Below are 22,570 nucleotides of genomic sequence, written 5' to 3'. Positions count from 1 at the left end.
GCTACTGCCAGATAGCAGTAGCCAAACTTTGAGTTACATATCGCAAGCTTTTAATGGCTTACGTAATTGAGCGCGAACGTTGTCCATGCCAGAGTAAAACTCTTTCATCATCAACAGCCCCATCATCTTACCGTTATCGGTAATAATCAGGTTATCAGGATCAGTTGGATCATTCTTGATTGCACCGATGGCCTTCATCGACGTCATCTCTTTAAATAGCGCAGTGTCTAGGTTAACGCCAAAGGTTTCACGGAAGTATTTACGCGATAAACGACCTGAGAACATGCCCAGTAAGAAACGATACTGCATCACTTCTTTACGGCCGTATTGCTTCTGTTGATCGACACCCATTAGACCATTGGCGATACGCTCTTGGTACTTACGTAGTGAGAAGGTATTCACGTACAGCGTGTCATCTAGAAAGCTAAATGAACCTGAACCAACACCTAAATACTCATCAAAATCGATAACGTATTCGTCAAAACCTTCATCATTGGCTTTACCAAAAGCCCATGCCGATAGCTGGTTATATTGACCGTTAAGGCTGTTTAGAATTTGACGATACTGGCGCGCCATGTCCCCTTGAGGAGCCGCTAGCTTACCTTTAACGCTCTTACGAGTCTGATGGGTAATCATCAACGGATAAGTGGTGATCTGGCGAGGATCAAGCTTAGATGCCATATCTAAGTCATGTTGAATCACTTCGTCAGTTTGACCACGGAAACCAAAAATCAAGTCAACGTTAATAATTGGGAACAGCTCTTTCGCTGCCATGATCTTGTCGAAAGTTTGCTGGCCATTACCAAACTTCTCAATACGATCTGTCATTGCCAAAATGTCATCATTGAAGCTTTGTACGCCAATCGACATACGATCCACTAAGCCCTCAAGCTGCTTAAAGCCTGGGCTATCAAGATGCTGTGGATCTGACTCACATGAGACTTCTTTAATGCTTGGGAATAGCTTTTTAGCATGCTCAATAGTTCGAGCTAGCTCATCTTCCAATACCGTTGTAGTACCGCCACCAATGTACATAGACTCAAAGTCGTAGCCTAAAGCTTTAACCATCTCCATCTCTTTACGCAAAGAGATGAAGTAAGCGCGGGCTTTATCTTCTTTAAATAGGAAACGATGGAAGGTACAGTAGGAACACAAGGTATGACAAAAAGGCACATGCGCGTACAACATGTACTTCTTACCTTCGACTGGGTTTGGCATCATCTCTGCCGAAACCGTATCGAGTCGTAAGTTACGATCCACATAAAACTGCATGACTTTTTCCATACCGCTAATCATCCAATCAGGCGTGGTGATATTAGCGTTATAAGGTTGAGCAGTATCAGGCAGAATAATTGACGACATATAAGTTCCTATAAAATAATGCTAATCACAAAAGAATCGGAAACATTGGAATGCAATAGCAGTGTGCAAAATTAGCACTTTAAATAAGCATAAAACGTGATTAGGTTATAACTTAGCGTTTCCTATCAAAGAAATGTATGCTTTTTTGTTAAGTAAGTCATACTTTAGCCTTTGCTCATAAAACATACAATTTATCAGTCTTGTATTCTTCTCATTTAGCCCACAAGCTTTCTTGCACAAAACTCAGATAAAAAAACACCCCAGCTACGAATAGCTGAGGTGTTTAGGCATTAAGCGAAAAGAGGCTTACTCTTTGTACTTAAGGGTACCGTTAGCTTTGATTTCGTCGAACCAAAGGTTGTGGTGCTGGCTAGCCCATGTTTCATCACAGTAACCAGAAACCATACACTCCATACCACCTTCTGACATAACCGTTGCCATGAAGATATGCACGATTGAGAAAGCAGTAATAATGATGGCACTTACTGAGTGAAGTACTAGTGCGATTAAGCTAAGTGTGCGGCTAGGCTCGAACAAGTTCGGGAATAGTAGCAACATACCAGATGCAGAAATTACTAGACCGAACACAGCGAATGCCCAGAACCATAATTTCTCACCAGCGTTAGCAAAACCAGCGTCAGGGTGCTTACCTTTGAATGGACCGAAGTTGATGTAACCACCAACAACCATCATCCACTTAAGGTCATACATCTTAGGCATTTGGTTCTTAGCCCATAACGTTACCATAAGCGCCCAACCCAACATGAACGGAATCGCCATGATGTCGTGGATCTGCTTAGAAGCGTTAACTAGGCTAGCCCATAGGCCTTCACCGATGTATGGCTGAACGAAGTAACGACCAGCAATTAGCATTAAGCCTGTTAGGATCAATAGCAGACAAGGAATAGCACCTAGCCAGTGAATTGATACATCAAACTTAGACCAACGGTAAACCAGCTTGCCTGAGTAACCGCCGTGAAGTTTAGAAATACCATTCACTTTGATAAACAGAACAAAAATAATGATCATGCCGAAAAGGGCTGCCATTAATGCTGGAGCAAGAATATCGCTACGCAATTCAAGTACACGTAGGTCATACGTATTGATTGCTTGCGTGTGGAATTCACTTGTTGAAGTTGTACGACCTTCTTCGCCCGCTTTTAGCTGAGCCCAGATTTGGCCGTTGTTCACTTCAATGGTGTCACCCACTTTGTCAGTCGCATTAGCGAAAACAGACACACTGAAAAACAGTGCGATTGCTACGCCTATGTGTTTTAACCATTTGTTCATAATACGTCCTCTTTTACCACTGGGCGGCTCACGCTAGTGAACCACTCAGGGTACGCTAGAAGTTAGTCAACCTAAGTTGATTAACCCCAAGCTGCGTTTTTAGAACCACGGTATGCAACACGCTCACGGAAGATTGAAGAAACAACTTCTGCATCACCCGCTAGTAGCGCTTTAGTCGCACACAACTCAGCACACATAGGTAGCTTGCCTTCAGCGATACGGTTTGCACCGTACTTCTGATGCTCTGCCTCAGAGAAGTTCTCTTCTGGGCCACCCGCACAGAAAGTACACTTGTCCATCTTACCGCGAGCACCGAAAGCACCTGATTTAGGGAACTGTGGCGCGCCAAATGGGCAAGCGTATAGGCAGTAACCACAACCGATACAAGTATCTTTGTCGTGAAGTACGATGCCGTCTTCTGTCTTGTAGAAACAGTTTGCAGGACAAACCGCCATACAAGGTGCATCATCACAGTGCATACATGCTACTGAGATAGAAGCTTCGCCTTTAACACCGTCGTTGATTGTTACAACGCGACGACGCTGAATACCCCACTCTAGAGCAGAGTCGTTTTCGTTCTTACATGCTGTGACACAACCGTTACACTCGATGCAGCGCTTGGTATCACATAAAAATTTCATTGTAGCCATTCTGGCAATTCTCCTAGCTAATACTGCAATTAAGCTTTAGCAATCTGACAAAGTGTGGCTTTAGTTTCTTGCATCTGAGTCACAGGGTCATAACCGTAAGTCATTACCGTGTTACAAGATTCACCCACTACGTAAGGCTTAGTGCTAACTCCACCAGATTCTGGATATTGCAGATCTTCACCGTGCATAACACCCGCGAAGTGATAAGGCATCCAAGTTACACCAGCGCCAACACGTGGAGTTACCATCGCCTTGATCTTGATGCGTCCGCCTTCAGCACCTTCAACCCAAACGTCATCACCGTCACGAATGCCGCGATCTGCCGCATCAGCTGGGTTAATTTCGATGAACATTTCTTGTTGAAGTTCAGCCAACCATGGGCAAGAACGAGACTCTTCACCACCACCTTCGTACTCAACCAAACGGCCAGAAGTAGAGATTAATGGGTACTTTTTGTCTAGATCATCGCTAATAACCTTGTCTTGTAACGTCTTGTACAAGGTTGGTAGACGGTGAACTTGCATGTCGTTATGAGTTGGGTATTTCGCAATTAGATCACGACGTGCTGTGTAGATTGGCTCGCGGTGAACAGGCACTTCGTCTGGGAAAGTCCAAACGCGACAACGCGCTTTAGCGTTACCGTATGGCACCATGTTGTGTGCTAGCGCAACACGTACGATACCGCCGCCTAAGTCAGTCGCCCAAGTGCGGTTTTCAGCTAGTGCTTTCTCTTCAGCAGTTAGCTCATCCCACCAGCCAAGTTGCTTAAGCATCTTGTCATCAAATTGTGGGTAACCGTCTTGAATGTCAGCACCAACAGAAGCAGAATCTTCAGCTAGGATGCTTACGCCTTCGTGTTCAACACCAAAACGAGCACGGAAGTTACCACCACCTTGGTTAACGTTCATACCAGTGCGGTATAGAATCTGTGTACCTGGGTGCTTCTGCTCTGGAGTACCCCAACATGGCCAAGGTAGACCGTAAGTCTCACCCTTGTTCACGCCGCCAGCAGCTTCTAGCGTTTCAGAAGAGAAATCGCCCCAGTTCATAGTGTGAGCACGGATACGCTCTGGGCTCCAACCTGTGTAACCTACTGAACGCATACCTTTAGCGTATTCGCGCATGATGTCATCAGAGTCAGGCATGTTGCCATTAACCTTGATGTTCTTAGTCCATGCGTCAGCAATGCCAACATGCTTCGCTAAGCGGTACATGATCTCTAGGTCATTCTTAGAGTCGAATAATGGCTCAACAACCTGTTGACGCCACTGTGCACTACGACCAGAGTTGTTTACTGAACCTTCACACTCGTACTGAGTTGCTGCAGGTAGTAAGTAAACGCCATCTTTACGACGGTGCATAACACCAGCCATTGTTGGGTACGGATCCACAACAACTACTGTTTCTAGCTTGTCCAATGCGTCACGTACTTCCATCTGACGCGTTTCAGTGTTAACTGATTGACCCCAGAAGAATGCTAGACGTAGGTTATCTTTTTGAGCAAGTTTGTCTTTAGCTTCTAACACACCATCTTGCCAGCGAGAACATGGCATACCTGGAGTAGTCATTGGGCTACGACCTAAGTAAGGCTTTTGGTCGAAACGTGCTTTAACTGATTCGAATGGTAGATCCCATACGCGAGACCAGTGGTGCCATGCGCCTTCACCAACGCCGTAGTAGCCTGGTAAGTTGTCGAATAGCAGACCCATGTCCGTTGCGCCCTGAACGTTGTCGTGGCCACGGAAAATGTTAGTACCACCACCAGACACACCCATGTTACCTAGCACTAGCTGCAGGATAGAGTACATACGCGTGTTAGCGTTACCAACGTGATGCTGAGTACCACCCATACACCAAATTACAGTACCTGGACGGTTAGTCGCCATTTGTTTAGCAGCAGCATAAACAGCTTCGCGAGATACGCCAGTTACGTTTTCAACTTCTTCAGGAGTCCAACGCGCAGCTTCTTCACGGATCTTGTCCATGCCGTAAGCACGTGTGCGGATAAACTCTTTATCTTCCCAACCATTTTCAAAAATGTGCCACATTAGACCGTAAACCAAAGGAATATCGGTACCTGGACGTAATGGAAGGTGGATATCAGAATGCGCCATAGTGCGAGAGAAACGTGGGTCAGCAACAGTCATTGTCGCGCCGCGCTCTTTGGCGATTAAAATGTGCTGCATCGCTACTGGATGCGCCTCTGCTGGGTTTGCCCCAATCAGGAAGATATTTTTTGCGTTACGAATGTCGTTGAAAGAGTTGGTTTGTGCACCGTAACCCCAAGTGTTCGCAACACCAGCAACTGTCGTTGAGTGACAAATACGCGCTGAATGGTCAACGTTGTTTGTGCCCCACATTGCCGCTAACTTACGGTACATGTATGCACCTTCGTTAGAGAATTTCGCGCTACCCATGAAGTAAACTGAGTCAGGACCTGATGTTTGATTGATCTCAAGCATCTTATCGCCGATTTCAGATACAGCTTGTTCCCATGAAAGCTTCTTCCACTTACCGCCTTCAAGCTTCATTGGGTACTTAACACGCTTATTTGAATGCGTGTGGTAACGTAAGCTCGCGCCTTTAGCACAGTGGCCGCCAGAGTTGAATGGGTGATCGAATGCAGGCTCTTGACCTGTCCACACGCCATTTTGAACTTCTGCGTATAAACCACAACCTACCGCACAAGCACTACAAATAGTACGCTTGATTTCAGTTGGTGCGTCATGAGCAACAGTTTGCACTTTAGCTTCTGCTTTACGCATCATGCCTGTGCCTAATAAAGAAGCTGCTGCAATACCACCAGATGTGATACCTGCTTGCTTCATAAACTGACGACGGCTAATACCTAGAGTCTTTTTCTCTACAGTAGGTGCCGCGTTGGATTGGCGAGTTAACTTCATCGCTGTACTTCTCCTAGACTAGCCGCGTAAGCTATTGTAATAACTGCGAATGTGTGCAGTTTCATGATAGCCATCTACATTTTTGGTGCTGACTTTCGTTTCACTTGCTTGAGCAACACTTACGCCAGTAGCGGCGATAGCAACACTTGCAGTGCCACCAATAGTTAGTGCTTTCAGCAAAGATCTGCGGTTCAGATCAGGCTGTTGCTTTTTCATTTTCACTCCTAGTAGGAAGGAATAGTTTTGTTTATAAACACTTAAGATAGATCCAATAACGCTACGACTTGCAACGCAGGTTAACCGCCTGTTAATTAAGCGATTAACATTGTAAAAAGTGTATATTCATTAGAGCTATCCCCAATATAGCCGGCGTAATATAAAGAATTTCAACCCTCGAAAAGTTGATCTACATCCGATTAAACTGCCAATTTTGGCCAAAACCAAAAAAAAGTGTTAACTAAAGCATGTTTTACACACCAAACTGACGCACAAGTCCAAACTATTGGACATTAAACCTATTTTAGAATAATAAAAAAAAGCTAATAGTCAGCAACTTATACATTTTTAGATCAACAACACCAACCTTTAACACATGTACCAACCAAGCCGCCATTATTGACTCAAAAAAGCCAATATAGGCACTTTATGGTGTAAGTTTGTTGTTTTTTAGTGAAAAATAAGCAGGTGATTTTGTAGAGGATATTTGAGCTACGCATACTCTTAACACTCTTTAACGTTAGCGAACATAAAGCGGCTGCCAAGGTGGTGAAATCAAGTATTGAGGGCGGTTGTATATGAAGATTTAACTGAGCCGTTACATCGCTTGAATGGCTTTTATATGCCAATAAGCGTTGGCACTGAAGACTTGCGCTTAGCCTACTGCTAGCGAAAAGAGAGATGAGTATAGCTTAGATGATTGTAACCACTAGGGATAGATTGCAACTGAACACCGCTACTTCAGTGTATAACTGCATCATAGAGGCTTTGTTAGTGATAACCTCTATATCGGCATTATTCGTCGTTATAGAGTGTTCTGACAGGAACTAGATAGTTGAATAACTTTAGCAACAGACTCTGATCCCGACGCTGTTTGTCTTAAGTTATACCTATCAGTATAAGAAGTTGATCTACTCAGCGAGTTGTAGCTAAAAAAATGCCCCGACTCAGTCAGGGCATTTAACGACAATATTCAGCGAGTACTATTCTTTGTATTTAAGGGTACCGTTTGCTTTGATCTCATCAAACCAAAGGTTATGGTGCTGACTGGCCCATGTTTCATCACAGTAACCAGAAACCATACACTCCATACCACCTTCTGACATAACCGTTGCCATAAAGATATGCACGATTGAGAAAGCAGTAATAATGATGGCACTTACTGAGTGAAGTACTAGTGCGATTAAGCTAAGTGTGCGGCTAGGCTCGAACAAGTTCGGGAATAGTAGCAGCATACCTGATGCTGAAATTAATAGACCAAAGGCTGCAAATGCCCAGAACCATAATTTTTCACCCGCGTTAGCAAAACCAGCGTCAGGATGCTTACCTTTGAATGGACCGAAGTTGATGTAACCACCAACAACCATCATCCACTTAAGGTCATACATCTTAGGCATCTGGTTTTTAGCCCATAGCGTCACCATTAACGCCCAACCTAACATAAATGGAATAGCCATGATGTCGTGCACTTGCTTAGCACCGTTCACCATTGCCGCCCATACGCCTTCGCCTATGTACGGCTGGAAGAAGAAACGTCCAGCAAGCAAGGTTAAGCCAGTTAAAATCAATAGTAGACAAGGGATTGCACCTAGCCAGTGAATTGATACATCAAACTTAGACCAACGGTAAACCAGCTTGCCTGAGTAACCACCGTGCAGCTTAGAAATGCCGTTCACTTTGATAAACAGTACAAAAATAATGATCATGCCGAACAGGGCTGCCATTAATGCTGGCGCAAGAATATCACTGCGCAATTCAAGTACACGTAGATCATAGGTGTTAATTGCTTGGCCGTGGAATTCACTCTTTGAAGTGGTATAGCCTTCTTCACCCGCTTTTAGCTGGGCCCAGATTTGACCATTTACTTCGTTAGTGTCACCTACTTTAGGGGCATCGTGGGCAAATACCGACACACTAAATAACAGTGCAATTGCCACGCCTATGTGTTTGAACCATTTGTTCATGTCACCTCCTGAATGCTGCAAGCTAACTTATTAAGACAGCTTGCAGCGATTATGGACTAACTCAATATTTAGGGCTTAACCCCAAACATTTTTGTTAGAACCACGGTATGCAACACGCTCACGGAAGATGGCAGAAACAACTTCTGCGTCACCCGCTAATAGCGCCTTAGTTGCACACAACTCAGCACACATAGGTAGCTTGCCTTCAGCAATACGGTTTGCACCGTACTTCTGACGCTCTGCATCAGAGAAGTTCTCTTCTGGGCCGCCGGCACAGAAAGTACACTTATCCATCTTACCGCGAGCACCAAAAGCACCTGATTTAGGGAACTGTGGCGCACCAAATGGGCAAGCATATAGGCAGTAACCACAACCGATACAAGTATCTTTGTCGTGAAGTACGATGCCGTCTTCTGTCTTGTAGAAACAGTTTGCAGGACAAACCGCCATACAAGGTGCATCGCTACAGTGCATACATGCTACTGAGATAGATGCTTCGCCTTTAACACCGTCATTGATAGTAACAACACGACGGCGTTGGATACCCCACTCTAAAGCAGAGTCGTTTTCGTTCTTACATGCTGTGACACAACCGTTACACTCGATGCAGCGCTTGGTATCACATAAAAATTTCATTGTAGCCATTCTGGCAATTCTCCTAGCTAATTCTGCACTTAGGCTTTAGTGATCTGACAAAGCGATGCTTTGGTTTCCTGCATCTGAGTCACAGGGTCATAACCATAAGTCAATGCAGTGTTAGCTGATTCACCAATAACGTAAGGAACCGTACCTTCTGGGTAGTTAGGCGCTAAGCTTTCACCGTGCATCTCACCCGCGAAGTGGTAAGGCATCCAAGTTACACCAGGCTTAACGCGTGGAGTTACCATAGCCTTAATCTTAATACGACCACCTTCAGCACCTTCTAGCCATACTGTGTCGCCGTCACGAATGCTGCGATCAGCCGCATCAGCTGGGTTGATTTCAACAAACATCTCTTGTTGAAGTTCAGCCAACCATGGGTTTGAACGCGACTCTTCACCACCACCTTCGTACTCAACTAGACGGCCAGAAGTCAGACCTAGCGGGTACTTAGCTGCTGAGTCTATATCTTGAATAGTCTTGTACAGTGTTGGTAGACGGTGTACTTGCATGTCAGCGTATGTTGGATACTTAGACACAAGATCACGACGTGGCGTGTATAGCGGCTCACGGTGAACTGGTACTTCGTCTGGGAATGTCCAAACAATACAACGCGCTTTAGCATTACCGAATGGAATACAACCGTGCTTCATAGCCACACGCTGGATACCACCAGAAATATCTGTCTTCCAGTTCTTACCTTCAGCTTCAGCTTTTTCAGCCGCAGTTAGGTCGTCCCACCAGCCAAGTTGCTTAAGCATGTCAGCTGTGAACTCTGGGTAACCGTCTTGGATTTCAGCGCCTTTAGAGTAGCTGCCTTCAGCAAGTAGGTTCTTACCTTTATACTCAACACCGTAACGAGCACGGAAGTTACCGCCACCCTCAAGTACGTGTTTGTTTGTGTTATAAAGGATCTGTGTACCAGGGTGCTTCTGCTCTGGTGTACCCCAGCATGGCCAAGGTAGACCGTAGGTTTCACCTTTAGCAGGGCCACCAGCAGCTTCAAGAGTCGTGTTGCTGAATGTACCCCAGTTTTGCGTATGTAGCTTCAAACGCTCAGGGCTTTGACCTGACATACCAATGGTCCACATACCGCGGTTAATTTCGCGAGTAATGTCTTCAATGACTAGAACGTCATTAGCGTCTTTAGCGATACGCTTAGTGTACTCATCAGCAAAGCCAAGCTTTTGCGATAGACGGTACATGATCTCAAGGTCAGTCTTAGATTCGAATAGCGGCTGAATCACCTGCTCACGCCATTGCTGTGAACGGCCAGAGTTAGACACAGAACCTTGAGTTTCGAACTGAGTCGCTGCAGGTAATAGGTAAACACCATTCTTACGACGGTGCATTACACCCGCCATTGTTGGGAATGGATCCACAACAACTACTGTATCCATTTGATCAAGTGCATCACGTACGTCACGCTGACGAGTTTCAGTGTTAACTGATTGACCCCAGAAGAACGCCATACGAACACGATCTTTCTGTGCAAGTTTTTCAGGTGTTTCTAACACACCATCATGCCAACGAGAACAAGGGATACCCGGGGTGTTCATTGGAATGCGGCCTAGGTAAGAGTTTTGGTCGAAACGATCTTTAACCCAACCGTAATCTAGGTCCCAAACGTTACACCAGTGCTTCCAAGAACCCGTCTTAAGACCGTAGTAACCTGGTAGCGTATCGAACAATAGACCTAAGTCAGTTGCACCCTGTACGTTATCGTGACCACGGAAGATGTTAGTACCGCCACCAGACACGCCCATGTTACCTAGGGCTAGCTGAAGGATGCAGTATGCACGAGTGTTAGCATTACCTACGTGATGCTGAGTACCACCCATACACCAAACAACAGTACCTGGACGATTGTCGGCCATTAACTTAGCCGCTTGGTAAACTTCTTCTTCGGTGCAACCAGTGATGTTCTCAACTTCTTTAGGTGGGAACTTCTTCACTTCTTCACGGATAGTATCCATTTCGAATACACGTTGTTCGATAAATGTCTTATCTTCCCAACCGTTTTCGAAGATGTGCCAAAGCATACCGTAGATGAATGGAATATCCGTACCAGGACGTAGACCACAATGCAGATCTGCGTGAGCTGCTGTACGTGAGAAACGTGGGTCAACCACGATTAATTTAGCGTTGTTCTTCTCTTTAGCGATCAAGATATGCTGCATTGCAACTGGATGCGCTTCAGCAGGGTTTGCCCCGATGAAGAAGATTGCATTAGCATTTTGAATGTCGTTGAAAGAGTTAGTTTGCGCACCGTAACCCCAAGTGTTGGCAACACCGGCTACAGTGGTAGAGTGACAAATACGAGCTGAGTGGTCGACGTTGTTGGTGCCCCACATTGCTGCAAATTTACGATACATGTAGCAGCCTTCGTTCGAGAACTTAGCGCTACCCATGAAGTAAACAGAGTCAGGACCAGATTCTTTACGAATAGTCTGCATTTGGTCGCCAACTTCATTGAAAGCTTGCTCCCAAGATAGTTTTTTCCACTTGCCATCAACAAGCTTCATTGGGTACTTAAGACGCTTTTCACCGTGACCATGCTCACGCAATGCAGCACCTTTAGCACAGTGACCACCAGCGTTGAATGGATGATCGAAAGCAGGCTCTTGACCTGTCCACACGCCGTTTTGTACTTCTGCGTATAAACCACAACCTACCGCACATGCACTACATACAGTACGCTTAATTTCAGTGGGTGCATCATGTGGGATATCTTTGGCTTCAGCACGACGCATCATGCCTGTACCTAAGAAAGAAGCGGCTGCAATACCACCAGATGTGATACCGGCTTGCTTCATAAATTGACGACGACTAAGGCCTAGAGTTTTTTTCTCTACGGTTGGAGCCGCGTTGGATTTGCGAGTTAACTTCATCGCTTAAATTCTCCTAAACTATCCGCGTAAGCTGTTGTAATAACTGCGAATATGCGCAGTCTCATGATAGCCATTGTCATTCTTTGAACTGACTTTAGTTTCACTTGCTTGAGCAACACTCACGCCGGTTGCGGCGATAGCAACACTTGCGGTGCCGCCAATGGTTAGTGCTTTCAGCAAAGATCTGCGGTTCAGATCAGGCTGTTGCTTGTTCATTTTTACTCCTGGAAGAAAGGAATACTCTAATTACAGAAAAATAAGATAAGTCTAATAATGCGGTTATTTACAGTGCCTAGCGTCAGTTGTTAAGCCAATGATCCACAATGTAAAAAATGTTTACTTATTAGAGGTATCCAACAAAATTACCCGGCCAATATAAAGAAATTTACTGTAGGAAAAATTGATCTGAGATAGGTTAGATTTCGACTTTTAGGGGAGGATCGGCCAAAGTGTTAACTGGCGCATATTTAAAAGCGAAAAAACTGTGTAGTAAATCAAAATAGTACAGATGATTAGACTGTTGAGCCTCATTTAAAATTTAACAAATACAAAACATTAAAGGATTTGCTTATATAAATGCTAATTATTAACATTTGGCATTGGACGGGAATATTTTTTATACAAAATCCTATTTAAAGCCACCATCATGACTCATGCAAGCCGAGCTAGCTAACACAGGTTTATCACCAAAAAACAACAAGCTAAAAGACTATCAATATAAGCGCTAAGAGCCTAATGGAGACCTAGCTAATATAAACTACTGATAATAATGTTTTTATAGATCAATACTCACAGTGAGAGGTGAAACAGGCTAGTTTAAGTGGGGGAAATAATACTCTTGTATTGATTCTATCCAAATATGCTCTCTGGATGAGGTAACTTGCTATTGATAAGGGTTAAAACAAAAACGCCCCGACTATGTCGAGGCATTTTTATTATGAGCTTAAGCAAAGATTAGTCTTTATAAACTATGCTGTTGCTATCTCTCATTTCATCGTACCAAACGTTGTGGTGCTGGACAGCCCAATTTTCATCGCAATATCCAGATACCATACATTCCATACCACCTTCACTTAGCACTGTCGCCATCCAAATATGAACGATAGTAAATGCGATAATAATTACCGCGCTAATTGAGTGAATGAGTAGTGCAGCCATAGATGCTTCACGTGGTAGATCTAATCCCGGTAATACAAGCATAAGCCCCGATGCGGCAATAAATAAACCAAACAGAGTTAAGCTCCAAAACCATAATTTTTCACCGGCGTTAGCAAATCCGCTATCAGGATGTTGACCCTTAAATGGACCGAAGTTGACGTAACCACCAACCACTAAAAACCACTTTAAGTCATACATCTTGAACGTCTGCATTGGCATCCACTTAACTACAGATAACAGCCAAGACACGATAAAGATCGGCCCAACCCAGTCATGTATAGTTTTACTACCATAAATCAGTGCAGCCCAAAGGCCCTCTCCAATATACGGTTGCAGTACGTGCTTACCTAGCATGATGTTAAGACCCGTGAATATTAGCGCCAAACACGAAGTCGCCATTACCCAATGGATCCATAAATCTGCTTTGGTCCAACGTAGGACCATTTTGCCTGAAAAGCCTTTACTCAATTTTGAGGGGCCATTCACCAGATAAAAGAATAAGAATGCCGCAAACACACCGACAACAGTAATCCCCATCACTGGAGTTAAATACTTATTCCTTACAATTTCACCTTCGTTACCTACGACGTTAATTAAAACACCCGTCTCAACACCTTTTGCAACAGTGTAGCCAGATTCCCCTGCTTTAACCGCGCGCCAAAGATCGGCATCGCTGGTTTGTACAGCTTGCTGCTGACTCGATTGATCATCCGCCGCCATTGCTGAAGCGCTTAGTCCCAATCCCATTGATAACACCAATGGAATAACTAGCATTACAAACAGGCTGCGCAGTGACTTGATAAACATATTCACTCCTTTATTGGGCTGAAACCAAGGTGTCAGCCCTATTCAGCCTGACTAACCAGTTGTTGGGGTGTAACCCCAAATGGTACCCGGCGCGCCTCTTGCTGCAGTACGTTCGCGGAAGATATCAGATACCACACCCGCATCACCCGCTAGCAGTGCTTTGGTTGCACAAAGCTCAGCACACATAGGTAACTTGCCTTCTGCAATACGGTTTGCACCATAAAGCTTGCGCTCTGCTTCAGAGAAGTCTGGCTCTGGACCACCTGCACAGAAAGTACATTTGTCCATTTTACCGCGGCTACCAAAAGCATCCTTCTGTGGAAACTGAGGTGCGCCGAAAGGACAAGCATAGAAACAGTAACCACAACCGATACAAGTTTCTTTGTTGTGCAGCACGATGCCATCTTCAGTACGATAGAAGCAATCTGCAGGGCAAACAGCCATACAAGGTGCGTCAGTACAGTGCATACATGCCACTGAAATTGACGCTTCACCTGGCTCACCGTCATGTAGCGTAACTACGCGACGACGTTGGATCCCCCAGCCAATGGCTGAGGCGTTTTCGTTTTTACATGCTGTGACGCAACCGTTACACTCGATGCAGCGCTTGGTGTCACATAAGAATTTCATGACTGCCATAATGGCTTATCTCCTCATCAAGTTAATTAGGCTTTGCTGACCTGACACAAGCTCACTTTCGTCTCTTGCATCTGGGTCACAACATCATAACCATAGGTCATTACAGTGTTGGCAGCTTCACCAATCACGTAAGGAACTGTGCCTTCTGGGTAGTTCTTCTCAAGGCTCTTGCCTTCGAATACACCCGCGAAGTGATATGGCATGAAACATTCGCCTGGTACAACTCGTGGAATGACCATAGCCTTAACGGTGATCTTGGCACCTTCAGGACTATGAACAAACACGTCGTCACCATCACGAATACCGCGATCAGCAGCATCGGCTGGATTGATCTCGATAAACATCTCTTGCTGTAGCTCAGCAAGCCATGGATTAGAACGTGTTTCCTCACCACCACCTTCGTACTCAACCAAACGGCCAGTAGTAATAACTAATGGGAAGCCTTTACTGAAATCCTGATCCTGAATTGATTTATACAGGGTAGGAAGACGAGCAACCATACGGTCTTCATAAGTTGGGTACTTAGCAACCAAGTCACGACGAGGCGTATAAAGTGGCTCACGGTGCAATGGGATATCATCTGGGAAGTTCCACACGATACAACGCGCTTTTGCGTTACCGTAAGGAATACAACCATGATCAATCGCCACACGCTGAATACCACCAGAAATATCGGTTTTCCAGTTCTTGCCTTCAGCAGCTGCCTTTTCTTCAGCCGTTAGATCATCCCACCAACCAAGCTGCTTAAGCATCTTGTCGGTAAATTCTGGATAACCATCTTTGATCTCACTGCCTTTCGAGTAAGAGCCTTCAGCCAAAATGTTATTACCGTTATGTTCAACACCATAACGGGCACGGAAGTTACCACCACCGTTTTTAACTTCACGACCAGTACGATAAAGAATTTGCGTACCAGGGTGCTTCATCTCTGGCGTACCCCAACATGGCCAAGGTAGACCATAAGTTTCCCCTTTCGCTGGGCCACCTGGTGCTTCTAGCGATTGAATATCGAACGTGCCCCAGTTTTCTTGGTGCATCTTCAAACGCTCTGGACTTTGGCCTGTGTAACCAATGGTCCACATACCCTTGTTGTATTCGCGAGTCATATCTTCAATCAACGGCTCTTCGCCATTCACTTGAATATGCTTACAGAACTCTTTCTCGACGCCCCATTTCTTGGCTAGCTTGTACATGATCACATGGTCAGGCTTAGACTCGAATAATGGCTCAATAACTTGCGAGCGCCATTGTAGAGAACGGTTTGAAGCAGAAACCGAACCGTAGGTTTCAAACTGAGTCGCTGCAGGCAATAGATAAACGCCATCTGTACGTTCATGCATTACACCTGCCATAGTTGGGAACGGATCCACAACTACCACAGTTTTCATCTTGTTAAGTGCTTCACGCACTTCACGGCCACGGGTTTCAGTGTTAACTGACTGACCCCAGAAGAACGCCATGTGAATGTTGTCTTTCTGGGCAATCTTAGACTTGTCTTCTAGTACACCATCATGCCAGCGTGAACATGGAATACCCGTTGAAGTCATTGGATCTTGACCTAAGCGCTGCTCTTGGTCGAAGCGGCTCTTAACCCATTCATAATCCAAGTCCCACACGTTACACCAATGCTTCCAAGAACCTGTCTTGAGACCGTAGTAACCCGGTAGCGTATCGAACAATAAACCGAAGTCGGTTGCGCCCTGTACGTTATCGTGACCACGGAAAATATTAGTACCGCCACCAGAAACACCCATGTTACCTAGGGCAAGCTGCAAGATACAGTAAGCACGAGTATTGGCATTACCTACGTGATGCTGAGTACCACCCATACACCAAACAACAGTACCCGGTTTAGTTTCAGCCAGTAGCTTAGCTACGCGGAACATTTGCTCTTCAGTCGCGCCAACAATGTTAGCTACTTCAGCAGGCGGATACTTCTTCACCTCTTCACGGATACGTTCCATACCGTATACACGTTGGTCGATAAAGGTTTGATCTTCCCAACCATTTTCGAAGATGTGCCATAGCAAGCCATAAATGAAAGGAATATCCGTACCAGGACGAATATGCACGAACTCGTCAGACTTAGCTGCAGTTCGGGTGAAACGAGGGTCGACAACGATAATTTTCGCGCCGCGCTCTTTACCTTCCAAGATATGTTGCATTGCAACTGGGTGAGCTTCACATGGGTTTGAGCCGATAAACATCATCGCTTTCGCGTTACGGATATCGTTGAAAGAGTTGGTTTGCGCACCATAGCCCCAAGTGTTAGCAACACCGGCTACAGTGGTAGAGTGACAAATACGTGCTGAGTGGTCGACATTGTTAGTGCCCCACATCGCCGCAAGTTTGCGGTACATATATGCTTGTTCGTTTGAGAACTTTGCACTACCCATGAAGAATACTGAGTCAGGACCCGATTCTTTACGAATATCTAGTGCTTGTTGGCCAACTTCTTCAATTGCTTGATCCCATGAAAGACGCTTCCACTTACCGCCTTCTAGCTTCATTGGATACTTAAGACGCTTCTCACCGTGACCGTGTTCACGCAGCGCAGCACCTTTTGCACAGTGGCCACCCGCGTTAAATGGGTGATCGAATGCTGGTTCTTGGCCTGTCCATACACCGTTTTGAACTTCGGCATAAATACCACAGCCAACAGAGCAGTGAGAACAGATGGTACGTTTGGTTTCGGTGGGGGTGTCGTGGGGAATATCTTTTGCTTCTGCTTTGCGCATCATTCCTGCGCCTAGCATTGATGCCGCTGCAATACCGCCTGTCGCGAGGCTCGCGGACTTGAGGAATTGGCGACGGTTTAAACCTAAAACTGCTTTAGTGCTTGCTGCAGCTTGGTCTGTTTTGCGGGTTAATCGCATCACACTCTCCTTTAATTATTTACTGCGCAGTGTGTCGTAATAACTACGAACATGGTCAGACTCTTGGTAGCCGCTACCTTTTTTCGCAACAGGTGCGACTTCAGGTTCTGCAGCAAGAGCTTGTCCACTTGCAGTTGCAACTGCGCCAGCCGCACCACCGATGGCCAATGCTTTTAGCAATTGACGACGGCTCATGTCGGAAGCTTGCTTCTTCATAGTGTCTCCTTAGATTTACTGAAATTAAGATAAAAAGTGATAATTCGGCTCTCTATCCAGTTCTTGTTAGGCTCCAATTGAAAGGAGTCCTAGATTTGTCTACATCAGCTCAGGCTTTTTGCCATTATGGCTGCAGCACTGAGCTGACATATATTCAAACCAATACCTACAGCGATTAAGACGCTAATTCGTTGGTAGATGGCTCAATTTTTTCGACACTCTCAGCTTCACTGCCAGGGCAGTTAACTGGAATATCTAAACTTAGCTGTTCAAACTCTTTAGCTTCGATAACAAAGAACTCTTTCGCTAATTGGGCAACCGTTGCATAAAACGCTGCACTTGGTGCTTTGGCCAAGTTGTCACAGAAGCGAGCAATCCAGCTACCGATATGACGTTGGTAAAACGCTAGTTGACGGTAGCCTGGTGCCTCTAAAATCAAAATACCCATCACTTCACATAAAGCCGCAACGTGATCTTCTGGCTCTTTAACTTCTTCCTCACGCTCAAAACCTAATTGCATTAGGTCGTTACGCAGTAGCGCTAACGGCTTGTCCATTAAAGACCCTGTCATAAACCAGCTACCGTAAGGTAGGATTTCGCCACTGCCTACACCAAGGAATACATTGAAGTACTCATCTTCAAGCTGTTCTTCGCTAAATTGCTGAGCAGCCAATTTAAGGCTTACCCACGCTTTAGTCATTTCGCTGTCGTCATCGGCATCAATTTCCAAGCCTGAAAGAAACGCAAGTAGCTCTGGGCTTGGCTGACGACGCAGTAATGCAGCTAGCAACTGATAAATATCGGCTCTAAGCTGATCGTTTTCTGAAACTTCTCTTACTAATTCGGTCATGGTTAAACTCTTATCGCAATTGCTTTTCAGGATCTTGAAGAATGTCTTCAAACATGTCTTTTACTCGACAGTCACCACACATTTTTAAACGATCTGTGTTAGCACTGAAGGCACTGTGGGTTCCTACCACATCTAACATCCGTTTCACCATGGATTGAGTTGCGAACGGTGTGCCGCAAGTAATACATTCGAACGGGGCTTCCTCATGCAGGGTTTGACGCGCCTGACGCGCAGCTTTATCGAAATTAACCTGAGGCGTTAAGCTGATAACTTTCTCAGGACAGGCAGCTTCACATAAGCCACACTGCACACAATCTTGCTCTACAAAGTGCAACGCAGGGCGATCGCCGCCATCGGTTAATGCCCAAGTAGGACAAGTCGCCACACAAGACATACACAAGGTACAGTTCTCAGTGTTAACGCTAACTTGGCCGTAAGGAATATTGCTTTGCGACAAGCATGTATCTACTGATGCAGCTTGCTCATTAAGATGATCGATGGCGTTGTAAATCGTTTCACGCTTGTTGGTTGCAGCAAATTCAGCAGGCACAATTACTGGCCAGCTAGCACTGGTGATCAACAACTCTGAAAGCTCTTGCGCACCGGCTTCTGTTAAATGCGCTTCAGTGATCAAACTAATGCGTTGTGGTTGGCCCATCTCGTCTAAAATCGAGTTGGCTAATGACAATTCACCTTGCAACATTTGCGTCAGCGTAGGCGCTGTTGCATCAGTTTGCAGCACCAGAATTTGGCGTGCGCCCCATGCTAGAGCTGACATCCAGTGATCCATGCTAGCAACGGTGATTTCTTCCAATTCAATTGGAATGATTTCGCCAGCTAACGCATCAGTCACTAAATCAGCGCCTTTACCCATATCATGGAATAAAATCACAGGTGCGGTTTGCGCTTGCGAGCGGAAGCTAGTCACTAACTTTTGCAAGTAAGTGTGCATCGCTTGTGGCGTTGGTAAATCGTAGCTAATCGCCCCCGTTGGACAAGCATTGGTACAGCTACCAGCGCCATGACAAAGGTAAGGATCGATTTCAATTTTCTTTTGAACGCTAGCAATCGCATCTGCCGGGCAGAAGTTCAAACAACGTGTACAGCCTTCGTTACCGTTGCGGTTGTGAGCACATAAGTCGCTGTTTACTTTAACGTAGCGCGGCTTATCGAATGAACCAATTAGATCAGGTAACTGCTCAAGCGCGTCATCTAGCTTAGCTTGGTCTTGACCTACGTAGAAGTAGCCTGGCGGCAACATCTCTAGGTTGATACAAGGGCTCATGCTTAAATCAAGGATAAGGTCGAAATGAGCTTTACGAATCGCAACTGTGCTTAGTTCAGCGCTGCCACTTTCATGTTCAACTTTAACTTGGAACTGGCCTAAGAAACCTTTGATTTCAATTAACTTGTTGTAATAACTTTCTACGTCTTCCGCAGCAGTCATTACTTTTTCAAGGTGCTCTTCATCCTGACTAGTAATTGGCTCGTTGGCTAAAATTGCACACTTGCCCATATTAGACAATTTGTCTGCAGCCAAACGCGCCAAGTCTTCCGGACCGATAACCAGTACGTTACCCTCGGTGGTGTAGCTTACGGTCGGTGGGATCAGGTTTTGGATAACCTGAGTGCCGGCAAGGACCTTTTGACGAACCTCTTTGAGTCCGACTTGTGTTTCACTATTGCTCACATTGCGTTCCTGAACAGTTCTTTGGCTGCTTCTGTATACGAGTATCGCTGTTCTCATCATGCCTATACTGGCATCAGCTTTTTATTACCCACTAATACAGCAATTCACATACCAAATTTATGGAATTAAAAACACTCTATAGTGACGTTAAACAACTTTGCCAGTAGAGCCATCGCTATTTTCTGGTTCATTTTGGGACAAGGCGTTTTGGTGACCGTCCAAAATGTCCGATACCGGTTCTGCATCATTAACAGCTTCATTTTGAGCAGATTTTTCAGCCGCAATCATCTCATCTGATGGGGCTAATTCGTCTTGTTCTGGTGTTTCTTCGTCGTTATCTTTAACCATGTGACGGAAGACTTTTTTGGCAATCTCTGCCGACACATCTGGCGTTAACAGCGGCTGATTACTGTAATCTAGTGCGTATTCAAGCAAGCCATCTATTTCACTGTAATGCGGTTGTTTCCAGAGCGCCTTTAACGCTGCAGATTTAGCTGCAGGATCGACGTTGGCTCCCATGAAGCTAGCAAAACTACCGCCAACCTCAATTTTCTCTGGATCAGGTAAGTCTTCAGCAGTTAAGATTTTTTCTGCAGGAGCTTCAACTTGGGTTTGCTCTGTTACTTGCGGCTCTTGCTCAGCTGATTGCGTTGCGTCGGCTTGCTTTTGTGCAGCAAGCGCTTCTGCTTCTTTTTGCGCCTCAGCTTCAGCCGCAGCGACCTCAGCTTCGCCTTTCTCTTCTACTTGCTGTTTACGCAAGTTCCAGCGAGATAAAAAGCCGCTCATAATCGGTCTGCCGTATGGTCGGTGCTTGGGCCTTGATTTTTGCGGCGGTCAACGTGCTTACGACGATGGGCGCAAATTTCAACTTCGCCATGACGAGTGATAAAAGCCTCAATCCAGCAAGCGATAGCTTTTGGCATAGGTATGTTTAGCACTGGCGTATCAGCCTCTAAGCAACCCGCAGCAACATTTTGGTCTGCAGAAATAGCAACTGGCTTCCACTCACCGTCTTCAGTTTCGTCACAGACGATGTAAAGCATGGCGTTGTCCATATCGATATTGATACGGTAGCTGCCGCGCTCATCTTTATGCAGTTCAAGTAGAATTAAGTGGGCACCTGCAGGTGCGGCGTGGGTAGCAGGAAGCATTTGGTCGACTTCCCACTGTACTGAGGTCCATCTTCCGACTAGTTTCTCAATCTTCTTAAGAGAAACGTACATTGGCCATTGGCTTTCGGTATGTTGCATTCAGTCTCCGTCTTGCCTGAGGTGGTTGCTGCTATAGCAGACCAGTTAATTAAATACTCTCCCCCAATTGAAGCAATATGTGTGCCATTAGCTAAAGCCAAAATAGTTTGAACTGGATCAAACATTCCACCCAAAGACTAGGACATTTTGTCTAAATAGCAATTAGCAATAGGACATAAATGGGCGACTCTAGCCACCAAACTGTGATCTATAACAAACTTTAACTCCCTATTCATTTAGGTATAGATATTGCTTAGGACTGGAGGTAACGCTTTCTTTTAACAGATGATGAGACCTATGACTGCATACAAAAGCAATCCAAAGTTGATAAAAACCAATACCGACGTTCCGCTTACTATTGCGGTCACAGCGATCAATGAGAATGGCGAAAAAGTTGATAAGTTTATTGCGTGTGAACGCCCGCTAACGGTTTATCTAAACTGGCAACCTATTGTTACCTTAATGACCTTAGGTGCACGTGCAGAGGCTCTTTCTCTTGGATACCTTAAAAACCAAGGGTTTATCTCTGACATTACTAAACTCGAATCTGTCATTGTTGACTGGGATGTTAATTCAGCAGCCATTCTGACATCAGAGAAAATTGAAAATTTAGATGATAAGTTGTCGGAAAAAACGGTCACCACCGGCTGCGGCCAAGGCACTGTTTACGGCGACTTTATGACAGGTCTTGATGATATCGACCTGCCAAAGCCTGAATTAAAACAGAGCATGATTTATAGCCTGTTGAAAAACATTAGCGCTTACAATGAAACCTATAAAAATGCTGGTGCAGTGCATGGCTGCGGGCTATGCCATCAAGATCAAATTGTTGGTTTTGTTGAAGATGTTGGCCGTCACAATGCAGTAGATACATTGGCAGGTGAAATGTGGCTAAACCAAGATAATGGCAATGATAAGTTGTTTTATACCACTGGTCGCCTCACATCTGAAATGGTAATTAAAGTCGCCAAGATGGGCATTCCGGTGGTGTTATCTCGCAGTGGTGCAACACAGATGGGGCTAGAGCTAGCACAAAAGCTGGGGATCACCATGATTGCTCGCGCCAAAGGCCGCCATTTCTTAATTTACAATGGCGCAGAGAACATAGAATTTGATGCACTTTCTTAATCAAATAGCCTTAATTACAAGTATGACATGCGCAACAAGGA

Annotated in this window: 18 protein-coding genes; 1 reads left to right on the top strand and 17 read right to left on the bottom strand. The window is 45.2% G+C overall.

Going from position 1 to position 22,570, the window contains the following annotated elements:
* Window positions 1–33: 33 nt before the first annotated feature.
* The 17 genes from MSG37_RS09265 to MSG37_RS09185 all read right to left on the bottom strand — a co-directional run bounded on the left by MSG37_RS09265 (window position 34) and on the right by MSG37_RS09185 (window position 21,401).
* The gene (locus MSG37_RS09265) at window positions 34–1,362 is read right to left on the bottom strand and encodes a coproporphyrinogen III oxidase family protein (RefSeq protein ID WP_248470349.1); all 1,329 of its coding nucleotides are present in this window, start codon (window positions 1,360–1,362) and stop codon (window positions 34–36) included.
* A 306-nt stretch (window positions 1,363–1,668) separates the two neighbouring features.
* Window positions 1,669–2,652 carry a formate dehydrogenase subunit gamma gene (locus tag MSG37_RS09260; protein WP_248470347.1) on the bottom strand — a complete coding sequence of 328 codons (984 nt, stop codon included), beginning with the start codon at window positions 2,650–2,652 and terminating at the stop codon, window positions 1,669–1,671.
* 80 nt (window positions 2,653–2,732) lie between these two features.
* Window positions 2,733–3,302: a formate dehydrogenase FDH3 subunit beta gene (gene fdh3B, locus MSG37_RS09255; RefSeq protein WP_248470346.1), complete on the bottom strand. Its 570-nt coding sequence runs from the start codon at window positions 3,300–3,302 to the stop codon at window positions 2,733–2,735.
* 29 nt (window positions 3,303–3,331) lie between these two features.
* Window positions 3,332–6,205, bottom strand: coding sequence for a formate dehydrogenase subunit alpha (locus MSG37_RS09250; protein ID WP_248470345.1), 2,874 nt, complete (start codon window positions 6,203–6,205; stop codon window positions 3,332–3,334).
* 18 nt (window positions 6,206–6,223) lie between these two features.
* The gene (locus MSG37_RS09245) at window positions 6,224–6,421 is read right to left on the bottom strand and encodes a twin-arginine translocation signal domain-containing protein (protein ID WP_028766715.1); all 198 of its coding nucleotides are present in this window, start codon (window positions 6,419–6,421) and stop codon (window positions 6,224–6,226) included.
* A gap of 983 nt (window positions 6,422–7,404) precedes the next feature.
* Window positions 7,405–8,385, bottom strand: coding sequence for a formate dehydrogenase subunit gamma (locus MSG37_RS09240; protein WP_220779773.1), 981 nt, complete (start codon window positions 8,383–8,385; stop codon window positions 7,405–7,407).
* Window positions 8,386–8,460: 75 nt separating this feature from the next.
* Window positions 8,461–9,030 (bottom strand): formate dehydrogenase FDH3 subunit beta, encoded by a 570-nt coding sequence (fdh3B, locus tag MSG37_RS09235; RefSeq protein ID WP_248470344.1) that lies wholly within the window; start codon window positions 9,028–9,030, stop codon window positions 8,461–8,463.
* A 29-nt stretch (window positions 9,031–9,059) separates the two neighbouring features.
* Window positions 9,060–11,915 carry a formate dehydrogenase subunit alpha gene (locus tag MSG37_RS09230; protein WP_248470343.1) on the bottom strand — a complete coding sequence of 952 codons (2,856 nt, stop codon included), beginning with the start codon at window positions 11,913–11,915 and terminating at the stop codon, window positions 9,060–9,062.
* An 18-nt stretch (window positions 11,916–11,933) separates the two neighbouring features.
* On the bottom strand, window positions 11,934–12,131 hold the full coding sequence (locus MSG37_RS09225; RefSeq protein ID WP_220762260.1) for a twin-arginine translocation signal domain-containing protein: 198 nt from the start codon (window positions 12,129–12,131) through the stop codon (window positions 11,934–11,936).
* A gap of 738 nt (window positions 12,132–12,869) precedes the next feature.
* A complete protein-coding gene (locus tag MSG37_RS09220) occupies window positions 12,870–13,880 on the bottom strand; it encodes a formate dehydrogenase subunit gamma (RefSeq protein WP_248470342.1) in 1,011 nt (336 codons plus the stop codon).
* A 51-nt stretch (window positions 13,881–13,931) separates the two neighbouring features.
* Entirely contained in the window at window positions 13,932–14,519 is a 588-nt protein-coding gene (gene fdh3B / locus MSG37_RS09215) for a formate dehydrogenase FDH3 subunit beta (RefSeq protein ID WP_248470340.1), read from the bottom strand.
* A gap of 26 nt (window positions 14,520–14,545) precedes the next feature.
* Window positions 14,546–17,395, bottom strand: a complete 2,850-nt coding sequence (locus MSG37_RS09210) for a formate dehydrogenase subunit alpha (RefSeq protein WP_248470339.1) — start codon at window positions 17,393–17,395, stop codon at window positions 14,546–14,548.
* 15 nt (window positions 17,396–17,410) lie between these two features.
* A complete protein-coding gene (locus MSG37_RS09205; RefSeq protein WP_248470338.1) occupies window positions 17,411–17,611 on the bottom strand; it encodes a twin-arginine translocation signal domain-containing protein in 201 nt (66 codons plus the stop codon).
* A 175-nt stretch (window positions 17,612–17,786) separates the two neighbouring features.
* Complete coding sequence (locus MSG37_RS09200) at window positions 17,787–18,461, bottom strand: molecular chaperone TorD family protein (protein ID WP_248470337.1); 675 nt, start codon at window positions 18,459–18,461, stop codon at window positions 17,787–17,789.
* A 10-nt stretch (window positions 18,462–18,471) separates the two neighbouring features.
* A complete protein-coding gene (locus MSG37_RS09195) occupies window positions 18,472–20,151 on the bottom strand; it encodes a 4Fe-4S dicluster domain-containing protein (protein ID WP_248470336.1) in 1,680 nt (559 codons plus the stop codon).
* Between the two features lie 147 nt (window positions 20,152–20,298).
* A complete protein-coding gene (locus tag MSG37_RS09190; RefSeq protein WP_248470335.1) occupies window positions 20,299–20,937 on the bottom strand; it encodes a DUF3306 domain-containing protein in 639 nt (212 codons plus the stop codon).
* Window positions 20,934–21,401 (bottom strand): DUF3305 domain-containing protein, encoded by a 468-nt coding sequence (locus MSG37_RS09185; protein WP_248470334.1) that lies wholly within the window; start codon window positions 21,399–21,401, stop codon window positions 20,934–20,936. The genes MSG37_RS09190 and MSG37_RS09185 overlap by 4 nt, the downstream gene beginning before the upstream one ends.
* A gap of 297 nt (window positions 21,402–21,698) precedes the next feature.
* Here MSG37_RS09185 and MSG37_RS09180 point away from each other — a divergent pair, with 297 nt between their 5' ends.
* Window positions 21,699–22,529, top strand: coding sequence for a formate dehydrogenase accessory sulfurtransferase FdhD (locus tag MSG37_RS09180; RefSeq protein ID WP_248470332.1), 831 nt, complete (start codon window positions 21,699–21,701; stop codon window positions 22,527–22,529).
* The last annotated feature ends 41 nt before the right edge of the window (window positions 22,530–22,570 follow it).

The sequence above is a fragment of the Shewanella sp. 1CM18E genome (assembly GCF_023161665.1).
Taxonomy (GTDB): domain Bacteria; phylum Pseudomonadota; class Gammaproteobacteria; order Enterobacterales; family Shewanellaceae; genus Shewanella.
The sequence above is the reverse complement of the archived record's forward strand: the minus strand, read 5'-3'. Positions and strand labels throughout refer to the sequence as shown.

What these genes read in the sequence shown, in the direction of transcription:
- MSG37_RS09220 (WP_248470342.1), bottom strand. Translation starts at nt 13,880, where the DNA reads ATGTTTATCAAGTCACTGCGCAGCCTGTTTGTAATGCTAGTTATTCCA.
- MSG37_RS09210 (WP_248470339.1), bottom strand. Translation starts at nt 17,395, where the DNA reads ATGCGATTAACCCGCAAAACAGACCAAGCTGCAGCAAGCACTAAAGCA.
- MSG37_RS09190 (WP_248470335.1), bottom strand. Translation starts at nt 20,937, where the DNA reads ATGAGCGGCTTTTTATCTCGCTGGAACTTGCGTAAACAGCAAGTAGAA.
- MSG37_RS09240 (WP_220779773.1), bottom strand. Translation starts at nt 8,385, where the DNA reads ATGAACAAATGGTTCAAACACATAGGCGTGGCAATTGCACTGTTATTT.
- fdh3B (WP_248470346.1), bottom strand. Translation starts at nt 3,302, where the DNA reads ATGGCTACAATGAAATTTTTATGTGATACCAAGCGCTGCATCGAGTGT.
- MSG37_RS09250 (WP_248470345.1), bottom strand. Translation starts at nt 6,205, where the DNA reads ATGAAGTTAACTCGCCAATCCAACGCGGCACCTACTGTAGAGAAAAAG.
- MSG37_RS09230 (WP_248470343.1), bottom strand. Translation starts at nt 11,915, where the DNA reads ATGAAGTTAACTCGCAAATCCAACGCGGCTCCAACCGTAGAGAAAAAA.
- fdh3B (WP_248470340.1), bottom strand. Translation starts at nt 14,519, where the DNA reads ATGGCAGTCATGAAATTCTTATGTGACACCAAGCGCTGCATCGAGTGT.
- MSG37_RS09200 (WP_248470337.1), bottom strand. Translation starts at nt 18,461, where the DNA reads ATGACCGAATTAGTAAGAGAAGTTTCAGAAAACGATCAGCTTAGAGCC.
- MSG37_RS09265 (WP_248470349.1), bottom strand. Translation starts at nt 1,362, where the DNA reads ATGTCGTCAATTATTCTGCCTGATACTGCTCAACCTTATAACGCTAAT.
- MSG37_RS09225 (WP_220762260.1), bottom strand. Translation starts at nt 12,131, where the DNA reads ATGAACAAGCAACAGCCTGATCTGAACCGCAGATCTTTGCTGAAAGCA.
- MSG37_RS09245 (WP_028766715.1), bottom strand. Translation starts at nt 6,421, where the DNA reads ATGAAAAAGCAACAGCCTGATCTGAACCGCAGATCTTTGCTGAAAGCA.
- MSG37_RS09185 (WP_248470334.1), bottom strand. Translation starts at nt 21,401, where the DNA reads ATGCAACATACCGAAAGCCAATGGCCAATGTACGTTTCTCTTAAGAAG.
- MSG37_RS09180 (WP_248470332.1), top strand. Translation starts at nt 21,699, where the DNA reads ATGACTGCATACAAAAGCAATCCAAAGTTGATAAAAACCAATACCGAC.
- MSG37_RS09205 (WP_248470338.1), bottom strand. Translation starts at nt 17,611, where the DNA reads ATGAAGAAGCAAGCTTCCGACATGAGCCGTCGTCAATTGCTAAAAGCA.
- MSG37_RS09260 (WP_248470347.1), bottom strand. Translation starts at nt 2,652, where the DNA reads ATGAACAAATGGTTAAAACACATAGGCGTAGCAATCGCACTGTTTTTC.
- fdh3B (WP_248470344.1), bottom strand. Translation starts at nt 9,030, where the DNA reads ATGGCTACAATGAAATTTTTATGTGATACCAAGCGCTGCATCGAGTGT.